We start from the raw sequence: 19,493 nt of genomic DNA on the forward strand, positions 1-19,493 counted from the left end.
CTTGGATTTCGATAATCCGTCGCTCTCGACGCGTCATTCGACGGCAGACGACCAAGTCTCTCTGACGGTAAAACCTGTCGTCGACAGCTTCAATAAGAATCCCAACAATTCGCTTCCACCCGCGCACACGTCTGCCAGACTTCGCACCAGCGTGCTCGGTCCAGATTATCTTGCGTTCTTGCAGTTCCCGATTGGCGCGTGCTCGACTGTAGTGAATTGTTTAGCCGTCTCGCGCTGCACGACGCTTGACCGCCGTCGACAGCGAGAAGGCCCAAGGCACGGCGATGAAGTTCGTCTTTGATGGTCGTCGTTGCCGGCTTCCCAGCCATTTTCATAGTAACGCGCGAGCGCGACTGCGTGGAGTGAGGCAGCTGGAACCCCGATGCGGCCGTGTGAAGCCAGCCCAAATGACATGCCTCGATACGGCATCGCACGTTCAGTCCCGTCCGTCCCGCCGCCGGTGGGTATCGCGCTCCATCGTCGGTTCCAAGTCTGCAAGCGCCGCCTTGCTACTCGCCTCGCGCGCCCGCAGCAGCATTCAACCGCAGTTGACGATACGCTTGCAATCCGGCGCACGATGCGTGCGTCACCGTGCGCCCCACCGAAGTCGAACCGGGGACCAAAGCAAACAAGAGTCGGTGCCCCGACCAGCTGAGGTTTCGGCCTGAAACATTCCTCGCCCCCGTCGTAGCGCTAGGGCCGCCTACTCTAACGAATGTCGATCGTGCGACTCATGGACGGCACCGGCTCCGTTTTTGGCACGGTCAACGTGAGTACCCCGTTGTCGAACTTAGCCAGAGCGCGACCGGGATCCGCGTACTCTGGCATCGGGATCGTTCGCACAAAACGTCCGTGAGCGCGCTCAAGCCGGTAGCAGCCGTTTTCCTCACCGTGTACGTCCTGCTTTTTTTCACCACGCAATACGAGCGCGCCGTCCTCGACGCTCACCTTGACGTCTTCGCGTTCCATTCCGGGCAACTCTGCGGTCACGCGAAGCACCGGTCCCTCATCAACGACGTCGATGCGGGGCTGAAAGCGTGATGAACTGAAGTCACCGAACCATCGTTCGAGCGCGCTACGACCCGCAAACGGGTCGTGAAAAAACTCTTCCACCGCGCGCCATGGTTCCCGTGCGAACAATCGCGCAATATCGGGCAAGGCGGCTCGCCATTGTTCCCTTTCGCTCGTTGCCTGCGGCTCCGAGCCGTCCGCTTCGAATCTGTGCTCGTCGCCGCGAAGGAACTTGAAGGGATTCCACTTCTTTGGATCGGGTTTCATCGCTTCCTCCTTTGGAACCTGTGCTGCAAAACCCCGCTTCTCTCTTGGCGCCGCAGCCGTCGCCCTTCCATTTTCCACACCTAGGACCTGCGCTGAGGCCCGTTTCCGCGGACGGTAAAGTTCCCCTTCCAGACCTTCTGACCGGAGCGGCGCTGTGCGTCGCACCTGCGACGCGAACGTCCGGTCATGACTCTGTCCGCCGCCAACGATGGAATGCGCTAGGCGATGTGTGCGTCCCGCTTTTCGTGCCGCAGCGCGGCGCAACAAACAATGAGACTCGCGTGCCTGGGCGAATCCTAAGATGGCTTCACCGGCGAGGATTTCAAGGGGACTACAGCGTAGACGCGAACCTTGAGTCGATGACCGATCAGACTTGACGGTGCGCTGTAGACAATGCCGCGCACGGCAAATTTGCTGCGACGCGCAACACGTGCCGTCGCTTGCGAGGCGTGCCGTCGATTGCAACGCATGACGACCTCGCGAATAAACTCGTCATAGGCGCTGCGCTCTGCGAAGTCACGATGGCAGCGCAGCATCAACGCCTGATCGGCCGCGTCCTTCAAATGACGGTGCGACGACTCGACGGTGCCGTTCTCGTATGCCTGACTACGGTTGTTGCGCGTGCCGACCATGCCGTGGCGTTCAAGCAGCGCCGCATAGCGCGCCGTGAAGTCCTCTTGCTAGCGTAGATTCTTGAACAAAACTCGTGAGCAGACGCGTGCAAGTCTGTCCGAGTACATGGAGTTGTTCTATAACCGCCAGCGGCGTCATTCGACGATTGGCTACGAAGCGCCGCTACCCTTCGAAACATTAACCGTTGCTCAAGTGAAAGTGTCCACGGAACGTGGGTAAGATCATGAGACGCCGGTGCCTTCTAGTGTCGCTAGCGGCGAACAAGGGCAGGAGCGCGACCAAGCGACGCTGCGAATTGACCGCGAACAAGGGGCTGCGGGCTCGCGGAATCCCCGCAGATGGTGCGGCTTGGATCGTTGCGTACCGCTTACCAGTGAGATCGCCGAGAAATCATGGATCGAGAAAAGTTGTACGACTACTTGCTAGGTTTGATGGAGCACACTGTTCATCGCCTTGAGTCGAGCATTGCTCCGCCCAAACCTGTCGCTTGCGCCTCAATGGGGTACGCGTATCGATACGCCGAGGAAGGAATGACGCAGGCTATCATTCAGAAGCTTGCGCGTCTGGTGAGTCTGTCGCGCGCGAGTCGGGTGCTTCACGCCCACGGTCTTGCTCTTGAGCAGGCGGCCATTGCTCGGCTCATAGTTGAATCTCAAGAGGACGTCTTCTTTCTTGCGTTCGGCATACTTCAAGGGATAACGGTCGTCCATAAGAAATACCTGTACGCTTTTTATTTCGCGGATGGGGAAGATGAACTTCGAACTTATACGGAGCGCAAAGGACGGCCCTTAATTTCGCGAAAAGACGTCCTAGACTACTTGGCCGAAACGATCAGTCCCAACGCGATAAAGGCAGCGACGACGACAACCCGCCAGATCGCGTCTAACGGCATGCAGGAGACGTCCCCTTTCATTATGGAGATGTATGGCGGTGATCCGCCGGAGTTTCAGATGAATGGGCTGCTTGCTTTCCAGCCGTTGCGGAGGCTTTACGACGATCTTTGGGACTACTTTGAGCGCGTGATCGTTAGTTTTATCGTCGCCGCAAGGGCGTTCGGCGATAACGACCTTGCAGATGGAATCGCTAGCGTTAGTCAATATTTTGAACGAGTTAGGCCGGGACCGTGGTGATTGGATCCGAAGGCCGGGGCCGGACGTTCAGCACGGCGTTGTGGGCCGCATAGTCTTCGACCTTGTCGAGCCGCAGATTTTTCGGAGTCGAACGGCGGCGTCATGCTTGCCGATTAGATCCAGAGTTTCCGACCCCTTTGTCGACGAAGACAATCGCGCCGCTGTGCGCTTTCTGATTCCCATCAGTATAACCATTCGACCGCAGGCACCCATTTGTTCGTTGCCACGAGCACCTCATATGGCGGCCTACGTGGTACGCCCTCGCATACGAGCAAGCCTCGTGAGTGCGACCCGTCGCAGCCGTCATCGACCAACGGGGCGGCCACGAGTATCGAGACTTCCCGCTGCAATGAACTCCATGTGAAATATTTGTCGATCGAGACAGGGATGTCGCACTGCAAGTGCAGAGGTCGCCGTGCATTCGCAATGCCTACTCCGGTCGCGCGATGTCTGCGGCGACGATGGTGCGAGCAAGCTCATGACCCGCCTCCAGAGCTAAAGCCGAGGAGGTGAACGGCCCCGGTGCGCCGCTTCCGACGCATGGAAAAAGCATCTTGCGATCTTGTAGTCGCTTTATTTTAACGCGCGCGTAGAAGCATCCCGTTGATATTTGTGCCGACGACACCCGGACTTGGTAGTCACATTCAGTCAGCGGACGTTGGCTTTTGCTCTTCGCGCCATGCGCACTAGGCTGCGTTTCGATCTTGGATTCACGCATCGTTCTTTTCAAAGTCATCGGTTCCTCGGCATGCTTTGGCCGGCGAAGGCGCAAGACCCGTCGTTTCACGCGTGCCATACAGAGTCCAATCCAACACTGCCTGCGACTCGCAGCGACGTTGGGCGCCGACGAAATCTCCTACCCAGCCCGGTGCGGTGTAGATGAGCTGATATCAAAAGCTTGCCGGGAACGCCAATCGAACACGGTCGTGAGAACGAAGCACCTGACCGCACGCAACAGCGTTCGAAGTCGACAGTCGTGGCCTCTACGGCATCGCTCTGAGGGCCCCAAAAACCTGCCCCAAAAGATGAGAGCGCTGATATGGACCAGCCCATATTGCGCAGGCCTATTCGAGGAAATCGTTTCTTAACGCGGTGGGGCTGCGTTCATTACATCCTTCGAAGACCGCACCGGTTGAAACCGATACATGCCGTCAGCTACTTCGACATTTTCTTCGAGACAAAATACACGCGGCATTGCGCTGACAACTCGTTGACGTGCTGCTTCATACACGTCGCAATCTTGTCTTCGTCGGGGATCTCCGAGCTGCAGAGCTTGAATGCATCACCTCTGCACGCACGACTCTCGTCGTCGCGTTGATCCGCGTGCGCGCTCGCCGCGGCAAATGCCGTGCAGCAGGCGACGGCTCCCAATACCAAAACCGCATTGAATTTCATCGTGATGACCCACGTGGACGACACAGCGTCATATCTTCGATTCGCTATCAGCACGCTCTATGCCCGTATTCGCCGCACATGCGCGCGGGGTGATCGACCGCGCCCCGGTGGGCAAAGCGCGTGCCCGCTTCGCGCGCATCAGCGTGCTATCCCAGGGCCGTAGTAGCCTGCGCTCGGAAAATCCAGCGATGGCCATCTAATATGGAAACATCGCCGCCGCTGAGGGACCGAGCATGTCGGAGGAAAGCCAGACCATGACGGGCGAAGCGGACAATACGAATGAAGCGACACGCAGCACGCAGCGCCGCATAAGGGTCGCGCCATTTCAACCCGTTCCGGCACCGCCCTCGGACGATGATTCGGCGGATCCGCTCGCTCTGCCGTGGCTGCTCGCGTTGTCATTAGTTGTCGGATGTATTACGGGTATCGGCGCAGTCGTGTTCAGAGACCTAGTCGGGTTCGTCCACAACCTGCTCCTTCTCAGTCAGATATCGTTTTCCTACGATGCGAGCCATTTCACACCGGTCTCTCCGTGGGGTGTATTTGTCATTTTCGTACCCGTCGTAGGTGCCCGATTCGCCATTTGGATCGCCGAGAACTTTGCTCCCGAGGCCAAGGGGCGCGGCGTACCGGAGGTAGTGGAGCGATCTACTACAAGGGCGGCATCATTCGTCCTGTGGTTGCGCTCGTTAAATCGGCAGCATCTGCGTTCGCAATCGGATCGGGAGCTGCAGTTGGACGAGGGGCCGATCATCCAGATCGGCTCGGCACTTGGATCGACCCTCGGACAACTCGTTGGGATGACTGCAGGCCAACGAATAACACTCGTGGCGGCCGGCGCGGGCGCAGGCATCGCAGCGACCTTCAACACGCCAATCGATGGGGGCCTTTTAGCGATCGAGGTGATGACGCCCGAAATCAGCGTCGACACGTTCTTGCCCGTCGTGTTAGCTACGGGCACAGCGACGTTTATCGGGCGTCGGTTCTTTGGCGGGGACGCGGCATTTCCCGTTCCGGCGCAACTAGGCGCAATCCCCAATCAGTGAAGTATCACGCTCACGTTGGCGCTGCATGCGTTACTCGGCGCGCCGACAGGCGTTGCCGCTGCCGTGCTAATACGGGCATTGCACTGGGCCGAAGATGCGTTCGACCGCATACCCAACCGCTACCTGCGGCACTCTTATGGAATGTTGCTAGTCGGTGTGCTGATGTATGCCCTTTGGCGCAGCGCCGGGAATTATTACGTGGAGGGCGTAGGATACGCCTCCATTCAAGCAACGCTGTATGGGCAACTGCAAGGCGGTCTGTTCCTGCTGTTGCTTGCTGTGTGCAAGCTGTTCGCTACGTCGGTAAGCCTCGGGTCGGGTTCGTCCGGAGGCGTGTTTTCCCCGTCACTGTTCATCGGCGCCATGCTCGGTGCGGCGATCGCTTCACTCATATTAGCGGCGATGCCGGGCGCGCCGATTGGCGCACCCGCATTCGCGATGGTCGGCATGGGTGCGATGGTGGGTGGCGGGACGGGAGCAGCCATGACCGCGGTCGTAATGATCTTCGAAATGACGCGCGACTACGACATCGTGCTGCCGATGATTATTGCGGTGGCCATCAGCCTCGGCGTGCGCCGCTTACTAACGGCGGAAAGCATCTATACCCTCAAGCTGCGCCGCAGGGGCCATGTCATTCCGAACGCACTCCATGCCAACATGTTTCTCGTGCAGGTGGCGGGTCAGGTTATGGAAACGGATGTGCTCGTGCTTGACCACGCAACGCCGTTTCGGGAAATTGTGCCGCGCTCGGAGGGCTTTTTGTTCCGGCACGTCGTGGTCACAAGGGATGACAGAATTTTGGGCGTCTTGCGCATCAACATCGGCCTGCGGCGCGCCGTGAACCAAGCGGAATCCGACATCACGGTCGCGGAGCTTGCGCAGCGCAACTTCATCGTCGTAGCGCAGCACGAAATCGCCTTCAGGGTTATCTCACGGCTTTGGAAACAGCATGCTGCCATGGCGGTAGTCATCGAGCAGGATGACGCGCACGCACCCGTGCGGGTGTTGGGCGTCATTGCGAAGGAACACGTTGCCGACTCCGTCGCGAGCAGCATTAGAATCTTTCACGGCAAGCACTGACCGACGCGCGGTAGCTGTGAAGACGAGGATCGATAGATGAGGCAAATTCAATGGCTGGAAGCAGCTCGCCACTGGGTTGGTGCCACGCTGCACTGGAATTCCATCAAGGCCGCGATTCATGATGCAGTCGAGCAAGAAGGCGAGCTCCAGTGGGTGATCGCATACGAAACAGCGAGTGGGTTTTGCTGCCTCTATAAAGGCGAGGCACGGGACTTCGCCGATGTCGAGGAAGTCCGAGCGTGGGCTAGCGAAGTCGACGTTCGCGTCTATTTCATCGGCCTTTGACAGAGGGTCACGTGCCTCGCAGGATTGCTATCGAGCATCGTCATGAGGTCGCGGCAGATACCTCTCGGACAGCGCCTCATACAAGGGTGGGGCAAAGAACCGGGAAACACGGCTGGAGATCAGCGCGGTCGCCATCAGCGAAATGACGAGGGCGTGGCCGTTGATCATTTCGATCACGATCACGAATGCCGTAATCGGACTTTGCGTCACTGCGGCAAGATAACCGACCATCCCCAGCGCGATCAACATCGGCAATTGCATCTGCGAGAACAGCATGTGCAACGCATTGCCGACACCCGCACCGATGGCCAGCGACGGGGCGAACAATCCGCCAGGTGCCCCCGGCAGATACGATCCCACCATCGTGATCATCTTGAATGCGGGATAAAGCGCAGTGACCTGTCCGTGCCCTTCCAACATCGAGCGCGCTTCCGCATAGCCGCTACCGAACGTATGGCCCGAACTGGCGATCCCGACTACCGCGATCAGCAAACCGCACGCGGCGCCGAATCCAACCGGACGCTGCGCGCGCATGCTCAAAACGGCTTGCGGCATCCAACGCTTCGTGTTGAGAAGCAACCAGCAAAAGATGCCTCCGGCGATACCCGTAAGCAGCCCCACAAGCGGTACCGCGCCGACGAGCAGATCCGGAAGGCGCGGCCCGATGTCGATAGTTCCGAAATACACGTAATTGCCTTGAAGCCCGAGCGACACGACACCCGCGAAGATGATGGCGGTGATGAGCACACCGCTCGTGCGGGCCTCGAAACTGCGCGTGAGTTCCTCGATGGCGAACACGACACCTGCGAGGGGGGCATTGAATGCCGCGGAAAGACCCGCGGCCGCACCGGCCAGTGCGAGCCTGCGCCCAAGCGCTGCGCCGTGGATTGCGCTAAACCGCGCCGGATAGAACCGACGTAAGCTGAACATCAGCGAAGCGCCCACGTGAATCGTGGGGCCCTCTCGACCTATCGTCAGACCGCCGAGGATGCCCAGGAACGACACGATAATCTTGCCGATCAAGATCGGAACTGTCAGCAGGCGCTCGCCCAACCCCCTCGGACCATTCAATGCGGCTATCACCTGGGGGATGCCGCTACCTTCCGCACCGTCGAAGAAGCGCCTTGTTATCCAGACACATGCAGCGCTGATAGCCGGTGTCACGAGCAACGGTAACCATCGGTTGTGTGCTACGTGATTGAGAAACAGGTCGTAGCCGAAATCGATCAAGCGTGCATAGAGTACTGCGATCAACCCTACGACAACGGCCCCGATCCAGAATACCCCGTAGTGAAGCCAAAGTTTGTAGGCGTGCTGAAAGGACCACTTGCCTGTCCGGACTCGGAGTTGCATGACGTTTTGGTTTTGCGCGAAAAAGTAACTATACCGGTCCTGTCTTGCCCGCAGCCACCTGCCGTCTCCGTTGCGTAATCGTCTCGGGTTTTTCTCTATCGCCTTCGACGGGCTCAGCGGGAACTGTTAGATGTCCATAGACTCTGAGCGTCGGGGCAAGGGTATCACTGGCTCGGAGCATTGTTGTTTTGAAAGGATGCCGGTTGCTCCGATGTATTCTGCGAACTGGGTGAAACGAGTAGACGGAGACCAGAAAAAATGACAGCGAAATCGGAAAGGCGCGTGTTTTTCAGCGTCGCGGGGGTTGTCTGCCAGGTGTTGCTCCTTGGCGCTATCGTTTTGATGCTGCTCGTTGGAATAGGCATTGTTACGAACGGCGTCACGGCCGGTAACGCTGATGACAGCGTGCCCGTATCGGTTGACACGGTGTTGGCCACCATTCCTGGCACGCAATCGGAAAATGACGGATTTTCTAGCGCGCGAGGCTCCGATATCGATGTGCCGAATGCCGCCGGCATCCAGATTCCCAAGCCGCTGAACACGGTCTTGACCAGCGATGCGACGAGCCAACCGATTCTCAATGGGTGGCTTGACGACATCCCGGCGCGCGATCGCCGCGGATTCGTCGCGGGCTTGACCAAGGTGATTACAGCAGCAAATCAACACGCGGCATCGTGGGAATGGGACAACCGCCAGCGTTATGTCGCGGCAGCCATGAGCGAGTATGCACGGATCAATATCGATCGCGTCACCGAGACCGCAGAGTCCCAGAAGCGTACCGCCGAGAAACTCGCCGACTATCGCAGCGCGTTCGGCACATTGCTCGGAGTTGCCGCGACCCTTACGTTGCTGCTAACGGTCATGGCGATCGAGCGCAATACGCGCCCGCGCGCTGCGACGGTGCAGCCGTCGTCGCCTCGTGCTGGTTCGGAATGACGGACCGCTTTGACGCGGAGGTTGTAGGCCGATCGCTACGTGTTAATGAGGATACGTGCTGCTGCTTATGGGCATTACTATTGGACCCGCTGGTGCGAGGTCGAACGATAACCCCTAGCTCGCGTGAAACTCCGTTGACAGCGCTCCGGCCCAGACAGGGTGGTCCCACGTCGGTATACCCCTCAGATTTCGAAGACAACTATGCAGTCCCCTTTCGCTAAGCTAACTAAAGCCGTCGTCATCTTCGTCACCGCTTTTTACGGCAACGTGAACGCCACCGTTCCGAATCGAATCTTGGACGAAGCCCTTCAGGTGAACTCGTCCGACTCACCCGTCGCGGGGAAATCAGAGCGGCGCTCAGGCGGGCGCGTACGCGCTGTGGTTGCGGTATCGCATAGTCATCGTGAAGAAGCAATGAGTCGCCGGCGAGCCTGGCAAGCCCTAGCGGACGATAACCGTGAGTTTCTGAACCCCTCTTCCGAGCATTACTTGATGCCGCACACACTATTCGGCGCGGGGAGCATCGCCCTGAGCGCGTTAGGTGACGGCGCTCCTGTTTTCGTCGCGCGTTCTTGAAGGTGCAGGCATCGAGTCAGCGGACCATATCGTCCTTGCAGGACATCTCGACTGATGCCGACAGCCTTCTGGCAGGATTTGTACTTTGCCAATGGGCAAGCAGTATCGTTCTATGGTGTCCACACCCGACCCGCATGGCTGTCGTGCGGCTCTTGTCGGGGAAGACAGAGTATGGCCGCCAATCACGCTGACGGAAGTTTTAGCCATGACCGTATTGGCAGTCGGGCCCGTCGAGCATATCGGCTCACCGAACAAACTGCATCATCCCGTGCTCTCGGCATGGAAGGCGCGGCGGCCCGAAGCGAGCATTCATGCCCCTCAGGGGCTCGCTCGAAAAACGAAAGGGTGGTTTCGGTTCGATGCCGAACTTGACGACGAACCGGACAGAAAATAGATCGTCGACGTCGATCACGTTGTGAGTCGCGGATCGTTTGCCACGGAAGAAGTTGTGTTCTTTCATCGCGTGTCACGCACCGCCATCTCCGACGACCTAATCCAACGCTTTCTTTGATAAGGTGGCCACCGGGTGGAAAGGCACGCTCTTGCGGCCTGACGACCTTGTGACCCCCACCCGCGTCACCCAGCTAAGTCACTTCAACATTTCTAGCTGTTACTCACGAAGACTCGACGTCTGTCTTTAAGAGGGCGCGCTGATCGCCAGCACTCCAACAGCATTGTCAAAACCGTTGTAAGTAAGCCATAGCACCCGCCCTGTTTGAAAGCTGCGCTCTTACTGGCGTGCACTGACCCATCCGATAGAACTCGACCACAGCACGAATACGACGCCATGTGTCCCGCATGAAGCGCTCGAGCCTCCAGGTATCCGCACCGCTATGCGCGCCCGCCCGATGGCGGAACCAGAGATCGCTCCCGAAGAAAGCTGGTCTGTTGCTGTAACCACCTTCTTGTCGCAGACGAACTAGCAGTTAGATTACCTACACTCTTGCGCAAACAAGACTGCCTGGGACGCGAGCAGGACACTTTCAAACACTCTCGTTGGTTCGCTTCCGCTGACCTTCGTTCTTGTGGAATGACTGCCCTCATGTTGCGAAACATTCTTCGATTTGCCTCCGTATCCGGTCCTGTCCTGCGTTCGGTTTGCACGCCTTGGTTGCTATTCTTTACGCGGCTCTGGTTCGGGCAGGTAGTCTTCGTACACCAGATTATGGCGATGGCGGAAACGAGCCACGGTGGTCCATTTTCCGACGGCCTGCATGTTCCTTCAGGGCTCGACGCTGCACTCCACGGCGTTGTGCCACTGCTGCTGACCATAGGCTTGCTGACGCGGCCAGTCGCGCTCGTACTGATTGCAGAAGTCATTTCAGGTAGCCACGGCGCCTTGGGCGTGGGTACACAGGGTGTCAGACTCGCCCTGCTTGCATGGCTGGTTGTGAGCGGTGCAGGATCTGTATCGGTGGATAACCTGTTGGCGCGAGGTTTGTCATGGGTTCCGTTCCGCCCGATCCGGCTCGTGCGGGAAGCCTATGTCCGGATTGAACGTTATCTGTGCCCTCTCCTGCTATTCGCGGTTCGTGCGGCATTCGCCGTTTCGATCGCCGACACTATGCTCCCGACGATGTCGTGGGTACATGGCGCCATGCTGGGCACTGGTTCCGCGCCTCTCGTCCATCCAGCATGGCTTGCGGTAGCTCTCGCGTTGTTGTTTGCGCTGGGCTGCGCTACGCGGCTTACTGCATTGTTCGTCGCAATGATGGTCCCTGTAGCCGGTATTGCCATGTCAACGGACGACCGCTTGGCATCTCTGTTTCTGCTGCTGTTAGTGGTAGCGGCGGGTGCTGGCACCTTTTCACTCGACTGGCTGGCGGCCCGGTGGTTCCGAATGCGAGCACAAAGAATCGACGGTGTGCCGGAGAACCTGCCGCACGTCGTAGTGGTCGGTGGTGGATTTGGAGGCGTCGCTACAGTGCAGGGGTTGCGCAATTCCCGCTGTCGAATCACGCTGATCGATCAGCACAATCATCACCTTTTCCAGCCCCTGCTCTATCAGGTGGCTACCGCCGCTTTATCACCTTCCGAGATCGCCACGCCTATCCGCAGCCTGTTCCGTCATCAGCGCAATGTTCAGGTCAGACTGGGAGAAGTGACAGGAGTCGATTCGGCTGCGCGGGAGATACAGATCGGCATGGCGCGAGTCGACTTCGATTATCTGGTGTTAGCCACGGGTGCTCGCCACAGTTACTTTGGAAAAGACTCCTGGGCTCCCTTTGCGCCAGGGCTCAAAAGTATCGACGATGCGACGGCCGTGCGCAGTCGACTGTTGCGCGCTTTCGAACAGGCCGAAAGCGCAGCAACCGAGACTGAGCGCGCAGCGTGCCTGACTTTCGTAATCGTTGGCGGGGGACCTACAGGAATTGAATTGGCCGGAGCTATCGCTGAACTGGCTCGACATGGTATGACAGAAGAATACCGGTCGATTGATCCATCGACGGCACGCGTTATCTTGTTGCAGTCAGGGCCGAGACTTCTGCCCGCATTCCCCGCTGCGCTATCGAGCGCAGCGGAGGACTCTCTGCGAGCGCTCGGTGTCGAGGTTCGTCTCGAGACTCGCGTTCAAGGGGTGGATGATAATGGTGTCGACATTGGCCAGCAGCGCATCGAAGCTCGCACCGTCTTGTGGGCAGCGGGCGTCGAAGCATCACCTGCAGCTCAATGGCTCAATTTGAAAGCTGAACAGTCCGGTCGGATTGCAGTAAGAGACGATCTGTCCGTACCAGGCCTGCAACGTATCTTCGCAATCGGCGATACAGCAGCCTCCCTAAGCTGGAACGGCACAGCGGCTCCCGGTCTGGCGCCTGCCGCAAAACAACAAGGACGATATGTGGCACGTCTAATCGTTGCGGAGCTGACGGCGCGACGTCCTCCACCTCCGTTTTGTTATCGTCATTTCGGTAACCTTGCCACAATCGGCAGACAGGCTGCCGTCGCCGAGATCGGCAAGCTTCGGCTTTGGGGAGCGCCTGCCTGGTGGTTTTGGGGTGCAACTCACATCGCCTTTCTGGCCGGCGGACGGAACCGGATGATCGTCATTGTTGATTGGCTCTGGGCATATCTGACCTACCGGCGCAGCACACGACTTATTACAGGCGACGCGCGAAAGAGAACTGACGGTGGTCGCCGCCTCCGCATCGACGAGTTTGACTAACCGACCATCACGGTTGGATGCTAGCGAGATCGCGGTGTGCACGATCTGCCAGGCCTAATTAATACAGATTGCCCCAGCCACTTGCGTATCCCACGCGGCCGCTCTTCAATCTGAGCCTTAGCCATGTGTGCGCCTCCGTCGAGGACTACCATCCAAAGCAAACGCTAACGCGATGTCTAAGCCTTACCTCAAATCTCTATCGACTGCTTTCTACTTGACTAGAGAGCCCGCTGCTCTGTCACGGACGAACGTCCACAGAAGCGTTCATTGCGACGCCTCCATGTCGACGTTGCGAGAATCACCAAGAAAGGGAGCGCAGAACTCACGTCGCACGCGCTACGCTGCGCCTACGCGCAACCGATATACCCGCGAAGGTCAGCCGAAATGCTCTGCAAAGAAGCGCGTCACACGTATGCGTCATGCTGCGTCATTTTATTCGTTTCGACTTGGCGCGCAGTCACTGAATATCCGCAAATGCTTATCGCAAGGGAATGATCGGAGACGCCGATTAGGTAGAAGTGCGTCACCGAATCATACGCACTACGTGTGGTAAAAACTCCTACTGCTACCCGTGGGTGTCTACCCACGCTCTGGCCCACGCGATACCGAAGTCCAGGGCCATGGCCTCCTCTTCGAAGATATCAAGCGCCCCGGATGCGTGCGCTAATGTTCGCCCCTTGGTAACCGTTCCACTTGCCGCGTAGCAGTCTTTCTCCGACAGCTCATCCCACTGGGCTATTGCATGCCCCCACAGCACGTAACCATGGTAGTTTTCATGCCGCATCTCCCCCTCCAATTCGGTACAAGCACGGCTTTTCCTACCGTATCGGGCAGCCATCGTCGAGCGGATAGCCTGCAAGTGTGCAAGCACGTTCGTTCATGCGGCGTTGATTGCAGGCGGCCGTAGGCTGGCTTTCAGAACACAACAATTAAACCTCGAGCATCCCGAATCGCGTCGGCTCAGTCAAGACGATCTCGATTATCGTCTTCGTCGAAACGCTCGCGCTTGAATCCATGACTTCTTGCGTCGTGAACCACGCGCATTGAGCTATTTCTTGGCTCGGAATAGCAACGTCGTGGTCGTCGATGTTTGCATGAAAAACGTGATGCACGGTGGTTCTCCCCGCGAACTCGAACAGGTATCGAACTGAGCGTGCCCGAAGGATCGTCTCTTCGTGCAGTTCGCGTACGGCTGCCGCTTCGAGGGGTTCTCCGCAATGTGGCTTTCCGCCGGGCATAGCCCAGGCGCCGTTGGCCTTGCCCACGAGCAAAAAGGTGTTGGCGCGCCGGCAAATTACAGTCGCTCGGACTTTCATACTTCGGTTTCCTTTCGCGCTCGTCTGACACCTCGGATCCACCGATGCGTTCGGTGGGCTGTCGTGGAACTCGACCACCGTTGAGTTCAGTCTTCACCCATGTCGGCGCAGCCGTCGCTGCCCGGCGCGGCCTTCCGATGCATCGGCACATCATTCAGTCCTACCAGCAGCCCGTGTCCGGTCGAGGCATCCATCAAACTCGACCAGCATTAGAACGCCCGCCGGCCACTCCGCCCGAACAAGCGCAGCACAAATAGCAAATGCCTGCGCCGATGAGGGCCGTGATGAGTGAGCCCAATATAACGCATCCCAAAAGGAGACCTAGTTCTCCGCCGAGCCATCCATTTTCGTGTTCCGACGGTACCAACGATGATGTCGACAACGATACCGGAGCCTCCCCGTCGGCAATCCGAACGGAGAGCACCCCCGCTTGCCACCAATGACTAGCCGGAAGATATCCCGTGAGAGACCGATTCCATGCCGTTTTTCCGCGGTTGAGCGCGGTGGAATTCACTCGTCCGCAGGACGCAAGTCACATGCCCTACCGTCGAATATGTTTTGTAGATCAGATCAGGATGAATCGCAAACTCGAATTGATGACAAACCTCGCGGCCCTATGCAAAGCTCATGGAGCGTCGCGTGAACTGCTCGAAATCAAGAGCTTTGGTCTTGAGGCTCGTTGAAAAGGGGGTAGACGTGGCGCGCGCGAAGGCGTCGGACAGAGTGCTATTCGTACGCCGTCTAAAGTGTGCGCCTATGATAGCCACGAAGTCCTTGGCCCACGCGAGAGACGCAGCGCGCTGGGGATGGAGATTGGAACCAACGCGACTCGGTGATGGCTTCGCCGCGAAGCCGATTCCAGTCGTCGCGGGCCCAAACTAGGACGAGCCGCATTATCCCGGATTTCGCACGTGCAGCAAATCGCCCTCGGGCAGGCGTTTGGCGATGTCAGGCACGCGCCTGGCTATGGATGAGGGTTCGAACGCCGGGAGACAGTTATGGCCCCAATATTACGCGAGATGGGCAAAGTGGCCGTAAAGCTGAATGTCGGATCGGCCACCCGCAACCGTGGGAAGCGCTCTTGCGAATGCGGGCGCGCGCAACACTCTGCTGCCTCGGGTGTCACGCGGGGCAGTATTTGGGCGAACCGAGAACGCGTGCGATGCGCACCTCGCCATGGCCAGCAGATGGTCGTTGCGAGCCTAAGTATTCGTGATTAGTAGCCATGCATCGGCGCCTTCAACGTTGCGAGCAATGGAACTCGGGGTTTCACTCACTCCATGCACCCCCTCGCATTCTGGCGGTGGATGACCATCACGAGACACTTGAGGTTGTGGCCACTTTACTTACGCTTCGAGGGTATTGGGTCGCCGTCGCATCTGACGGAGCGTCGGCCATAATGGCCTGTGGAAATTTCGAACCAGACCTCCTCCTGTTGGACATCACGCTGCCGGACATGAGCGGAACAACGGTGTTGCGTACGCTCAGAAGCACGGGAACGACTTCGCCGGCTATCGCTCTGACAGCACTTGCATTTGAGGCCGATAACCGTGTCTACCGAGATGCCGGATTTGACGCACTATGCGCCAAGCCCGCTGACATCGAACATTTGCTTCGCATCGTACGAGACCTCGTGCGACCAAGGACGGGCGTATTGGCTTTCCACGGATCCCTCATGTCCTAGCTACCGCTGCGCGGCAGAATCTGCGTCTGTCGAATCTTGCAGGTGATGCATCGTGGCCATAGTAAGCGCGGCAACGTTGCGATTTCCCTCAACAGACACTCGTGCTGACCGGCAGAGTCGCTTGCAGGCCTGGTCTGAGGCTCGCCGCTGGTGGCGCTAGCCTCTACTTCGACGTTGACGTGGACAGCAAGTCTGGTGGCTGCGCTGGTGGCGAAAGCGCTATTCGGCCCCGTGAGGAACATGCGGTTGCCAGTCGCGAGCGATGACCGTCAGCAATGTCTGTCCCCAGTCGATGAACAGCTGACGCAGCCGTGCAATGTTTGGGTGTATCGAAGGCGCGGGTGCGCTCTGTGCTACTAAGCAAGGCGCGCGAAACGCCGACAGCGCACGTGGGCGGCGGGTCTTGATATTCCGATTTTCCTTAAACCGAAATGATGCGTTAGAAGCCGTACCTGCGGAGATATGTATGCCGATGTCAGAAAACGAATTGCGGTGGCTCGCGCTTGAGCGTGATCTTTCGGATGAGGCGCAAACAGCCGTGCGGGCTGCTACCCTCGGCACGTGCGGCGTGGCGTACGCCTTGGTCGGCGGACACGCCATGCTTGCGGAATGCGACGACAGCGTCCTTGCGTTGAGAGCGGCTGTTGTCAGATTCGTTCTCGAAGTACGGGCTCGCATTGTGTCTCCGTGCCCTGACATCCCTACTTCCGTACCGACGCGCGAACCTGAGAAGCCGCCGCGACGTGACGTTTGCAACTAGAAAGCCATCCCGAGCGTGCTGCTTCGTCAAGCCATTCGTCGGCGCTAATGCCCGGCATTGGCCCACCGTCTAAAACCGCACCGAGATGGAACGTCGCTTGCGTCGTAGATTGCTCCTTTACTTGTTTTATGGAGGCGGCTATGGGTTCCATTTCGCAGCAAGGCGTACAAAAGGGCGGCGCTCGCATCGTTGGAGGCGGCCGCGGAGAGGGTCCGGGTCCGGACGTGATGGCGGCGGCTTCGCTTGATGGCAACAAGGTGCTCACGTCAGACGGTGAACACGTCGGTAAAATCTCCGACATCATGTTAGACGTACGTTCTGGTCGCATCGCGTATGCGGTGCTCTCAGAAGGCGGGTTCCTCGGTATGGGTTCGACGTTACATGCGATTCCTTGGGGCGCATTGACACTCGACACCGAAGAAAAATGCTTCCGCGTCGATATCGCTGCTCAGCGGTTGAAGGACGATCCCGGCTTCGACAAAGACCACTGGCCATCAATGGCAGACGCGTCGTGGGGTACCTCGATGCACACGTACTACAATCGCACGCCGTATTGGCAGGACACGCCTGTCGCCGACCTGAACGATCCGGTTGCGCGTCAGTCGCTTGACCACTAAGGTTTGATGTTGGGAGCAGGTGGCCGCTGCAACGTGCGGCCGCTCGTCCTCTCTGCGAACTAAATAGATAGCCGTTGAGGGCGCTAGCCGACCTCGCGCTTGCGAGTCGATTCATCGCTCGCACGCTGCAGTGATGTACCAACACGCAGCAAAGATCTCACCGTCAGAAAACCGGCCAACGTGTTTTCGCGCGCGGCGCTGCCCTGACTTGCAGCCATATATCCGTCTACCCTGTTCGCGCAGATGGCGTTCCATGCCGGCTCGATTGAGCCGTTTTTCGCGTATCTAATTTCGCGTATCGAACATAGGGATTTGGAGTCGTCGGTTTTACGGTTGACGACCCGCTCCCATCGTCGTAGTCCCATGCCCATTGCAAGAGACAGCACGCATGTGCGGCGATGGCTTACATAATTGTGAAGGTGAGTCGCGAGCTTGAGTTTACGCACTTGCGTCCTACACTCAAGCCGCCACTGTTGCTGTCGCTGCCATGACCGCCACCCTTCGTCGCAACCCCTCTGCGCAAGCCGAGCTCCTTACGTTTCTCGTGATTTCTCAGCTATTCGCAAGGAATACGACCGGTCATTGGATGACGGTCGAAGACTTCATCGGTTCGTCTATTATATGGCCGTCGACGGGCTATCACAGCAACGACGTCGTGCGACGGTCGATGCTCGCGAGCCGCGCGTTAAAGCCAGCGCAGGACATCAATGTCGCAGGCGTTACCACGATCAATGGTGCAGCATTGCTCACCATGTTTGATGACAAAACCGCCTTGATTGTGCTGTTGAGCCGGCGTGCGGCATATATGAGTACCGCTTCGCTCACCTTGGGCGTACAACGTGGTATGCATAAGCAACACGCAGGCGCGCTCGTCCGGTGTGTGTCATTGTAAAACCATCGAACGCCACTTAATCTGTATCGATGCGAGCACGCATATGTTATGTGAAGTCGTTAGCGTCGAGCACGACGCGCTGTCCATGCCTCGGAATTTCCTAGTCGACGATCGCTCGCAAGATGCGGGGATGATTTAGCTTGAAGGCGAGCAACATCTCGGCGCCCCTTTGACCAGCGGCCCCTAGACGCTTACAAGCCGCCTCGAATGAGAGGGAACACGCAATAGCCACGGTCAACACCATATGCAGAAAACAGCACGCCATCAGTCTCGGAAAGATAGGGGCTGTCAGGGTAAGGTCTGTCATACGTTCCTCGGTTGCTAGCGTGTCTTCACAGATACGCTGGATCGTCGATGCGCCGCGTTGCCACACGGCACAGACTGACGGCTCCGTATGTCGGCTACACAACCTGTTCGGGCGGTAGCATCGACTCGAGAGAGAGGCGCTGCGATGATTGGCGAGTCCGGAAAATCTCTGCGACTTTTTGTGCACGCAATTAGATGAGGAAGTCGTCCCGATTGGCTGCGCCTTTTATCCAAGCCGGCGGCTTACCGCGTCCTGACCAGGTAGCTCCGGTGGCCGGATCGCGATACTTGGCTGCAACTGCAGCCTTCTTGCTTCCAATCTTTCGTCCTCGCGAATGCCCGGCGATCTCGTCCACCGAGATTTCATAGTCGGCCATCTTTTGCTTGATGTCGGCGATGATGTCATCGCGCTCGGCAAGGCGCATCTGCTCGAGTTTCGCATCCAGCTCGGCTTTTTCGGCAAGTAGTTCTCTGTACGTTGTCATCCGTCTAATCCTCGAAGTAGGTCGATACATTATATCGGGGCAACACGGGTATGCCCTCCGCGATGGTGCCTTCATATCGTGGGCGCGATAGACCGTGACGATTTCCGCTCAATATGACACTCGTTGTCCGGCTGCGGCGGAGTGAGCGACGCAGCTTGCTGCTGACCGTTGTCATTTACGTCGCCGACGAATTGCTGTACGTTTACACAGTATTTTGCCTTGCATCGCGAACCCCGGACCGCCGCACGTCCTGCAGAGATCTACGACGCTCACTCGTCAGCCATCCTCGAACTCTTATGCGAGATACATAGGCTGCGAGCTACGATATCGCGGGCGGGCTAGGTGCGAAGGATGTGTGCCGGCGCGCCCTCAGGGGTGCCTGCGCAGTTATGGGAAGCGTACGTGGCGCTGCTAGACAAGGAACCGGCATTGAGTGACCGGCCGACGCATTGGCGGCGGCTCAAGATTGAGAGCGCGAGTTGCGAGAGGTCCGTACTATTCGAGTCGGGGCCATCGGAGTTCCCGTCGTTCGTTGCGACCGACGTACGTTTCACGGCG

General features: G+C 58.2%; 13 protein-coding genes and 3 pseudogenes. 10 read left to right on the plus strand and 6 right to left on the minus strand.

Annotation, left to right across the window (positions count from 1 at the left end; genetic code table 11):
- Nucleotides 1-708 precede the first annotated feature (708 nt).
- Nucleotides 709-1,278, minus strand: a complete 570-nt coding sequence (locus ACMFWR_RS32760) for an Hsp20/alpha crystallin family protein (RefSeq protein ID WP_413197549.1) — start codon at nt 1,276-1,278, stop codon at nt 709-711.
- A 338-nt stretch (nt 1,279-1,616) separates the two neighbouring features.
- Nucleotides 1,617-1,958: pseudogene (locus ACMFWR_RS32765) on the minus strand (IS21 family transposase); the annotation flags it as partial.
- A 22-nt stretch (nt 1,959-1,980) separates the two neighbouring features.
- Between ACMFWR_RS32765 and ACMFWR_RS32770 the strand changes: the two are divergent.
- Nucleotides 1,981-2,130, plus strand: a pseudogene (locus tag ACMFWR_RS32770) (IS3 family transposase); the annotation flags it as partial.
- A gap of 173 nt (nt 2,131-2,303) precedes the next feature.
- Nucleotides 2,304-3,041: a hypothetical protein gene (locus ACMFWR_RS32775; RefSeq protein ID WP_413197550.1), complete on the plus strand. Its 738-nt coding sequence runs from the start codon at nt 2,304-2,306 to the stop codon at nt 3,039-3,041.
- 430 nt (nt 3,042-3,471) lie between these two features.
- On the opposite strand, the gene ACMFWR_RS32780 is transcribed toward ACMFWR_RS32775, so the two are convergent.
- A complete protein-coding gene (locus ACMFWR_RS32780) occupies nt 3,472-3,837 on the minus strand; it encodes a DUF6723 family protein (RefSeq protein ID WP_413197551.1) in 366 nt (121 codons plus the stop codon).
- An 853-nt stretch (nt 3,838-4,690) separates the two neighbouring features.
- On the opposite strand from ACMFWR_RS32780, the pseudogene ACMFWR_RS32785 reads away from it, so the two are divergent.
- Nucleotides 4,691-6,562, plus strand: a pseudogene (locus ACMFWR_RS32785) (chloride channel protein).
- A 36-nt stretch (nt 6,563-6,598) separates the two neighbouring features.
- A complete protein-coding gene (locus tag ACMFWR_RS32790; protein ID WP_413197552.1) occupies nt 6,599-6,847 on the plus strand; it encodes a hypothetical protein in 249 nt (82 codons plus the stop codon).
- Between the two features lie 27 nt (nt 6,848-6,874).
- Here ACMFWR_RS32790 and ACMFWR_RS32795 read toward each other — a convergent pair whose 3' ends face one another.
- The gene (locus ACMFWR_RS32795) at nt 6,875-8,200 is read right to left on the minus strand and encodes a chloride channel protein (RefSeq protein ID WP_413197553.1); all 1,326 of its coding nucleotides are present in this window, start codon (nt 8,198-8,200) and stop codon (nt 6,875-6,877) included.
- A 258-nt stretch (nt 8,201-8,458) separates the two neighbouring features.
- On the opposite strand from ACMFWR_RS32795, the gene ACMFWR_RS32800 reads away from it, so the two are divergent.
- The 3 genes from ACMFWR_RS32800 (at nt 8,459) to ACMFWR_RS32810 (ending at nt 12,875) form a co-directional block, all read left to right on the plus strand.
- Nucleotides 8,459-9,136, plus strand: coding sequence for a hypothetical protein (locus tag ACMFWR_RS32800; protein WP_413197554.1), 678 nt, complete (start codon nt 8,459-8,461; stop codon nt 9,134-9,136).
- A 781-nt stretch (nt 9,137-9,917) separates the two neighbouring features.
- The gene (locus tag ACMFWR_RS32805; protein WP_413197555.1) at nt 9,918-10,106 is read left to right on the plus strand and encodes a hypothetical protein; all 189 of its coding nucleotides are present in this window, start codon (nt 9,918-9,920) and stop codon (nt 10,104-10,106) included.
- A 648-nt stretch (nt 10,107-10,754) separates the two neighbouring features.
- The gene (locus ACMFWR_RS32810; RefSeq protein WP_413197556.1) at nt 10,755-12,875 is read left to right on the plus strand and encodes an FAD-dependent oxidoreductase; all 2,121 of its coding nucleotides are present in this window, start codon (nt 10,755-10,757) and stop codon (nt 12,873-12,875) included.
- Between the two features lie 929 nt (nt 12,876-13,804).
- On the opposite strand, the gene ACMFWR_RS32815 is transcribed toward ACMFWR_RS32810, so the two are convergent.
- Complete coding sequence (locus ACMFWR_RS32815) at nt 13,805-14,191, minus strand: NUDIX hydrolase (RefSeq protein WP_413197557.1); 387 nt, start codon at nt 14,189-14,191, stop codon at nt 13,805-13,807.
- 1,225 nt (nt 14,192-15,416) lie between these two features.
- Between ACMFWR_RS32815 and ACMFWR_RS32820 the strand changes: the two genes are divergently transcribed.
- The 3 genes from ACMFWR_RS32820 (at nt 15,417) to ACMFWR_RS32830 (ending at nt 18,144) form a co-directional block, all read left to right on the plus strand.
- Entirely contained in the window at nt 15,417-15,875 is a 459-nt protein-coding gene (locus tag ACMFWR_RS32820) for a response regulator (RefSeq protein ID WP_413197558.1), read from the plus strand.
- 900 nt (nt 15,876-16,775) lie between these two features.
- Nucleotides 16,776-17,252: a PRC-barrel domain-containing protein gene (locus ACMFWR_RS32825; protein ID WP_413197559.1), complete on the plus strand. Its 477-nt coding sequence runs from the start codon at nt 16,776-16,778 to the stop codon at nt 17,250-17,252.
- Between the two features lie 487 nt (nt 17,253-17,739).
- Complete coding sequence (locus ACMFWR_RS32830) at nt 17,740-18,144, plus strand: hypothetical protein (protein ID WP_413197560.1); 405 nt, start codon at nt 17,740-17,742, stop codon at nt 18,142-18,144.
- Between the two features lie 497 nt (nt 18,145-18,641).
- Here the strand turns inward: ACMFWR_RS32830 and ACMFWR_RS32835 are convergent, their stop codons facing one another.
- On the minus strand, nt 18,642-18,935 hold the full coding sequence (locus ACMFWR_RS32835) for an H-NS family nucleoid-associated regulatory protein (RefSeq protein ID WP_413197561.1): 294 nt from the start codon (nt 18,933-18,935) through the stop codon (nt 18,642-18,644).
- Between the last annotated feature and the right edge of the window lie 558 nt (nt 18,936-19,493).

Source organism: Pararobbsia alpina (genome assembly GCF_965118125.1).
Classification (GTDB): Bacteria; Pseudomonadota; Gammaproteobacteria; order Burkholderiales; family Burkholderiaceae; genus Pararobbsia; species Pararobbsia alpina_A.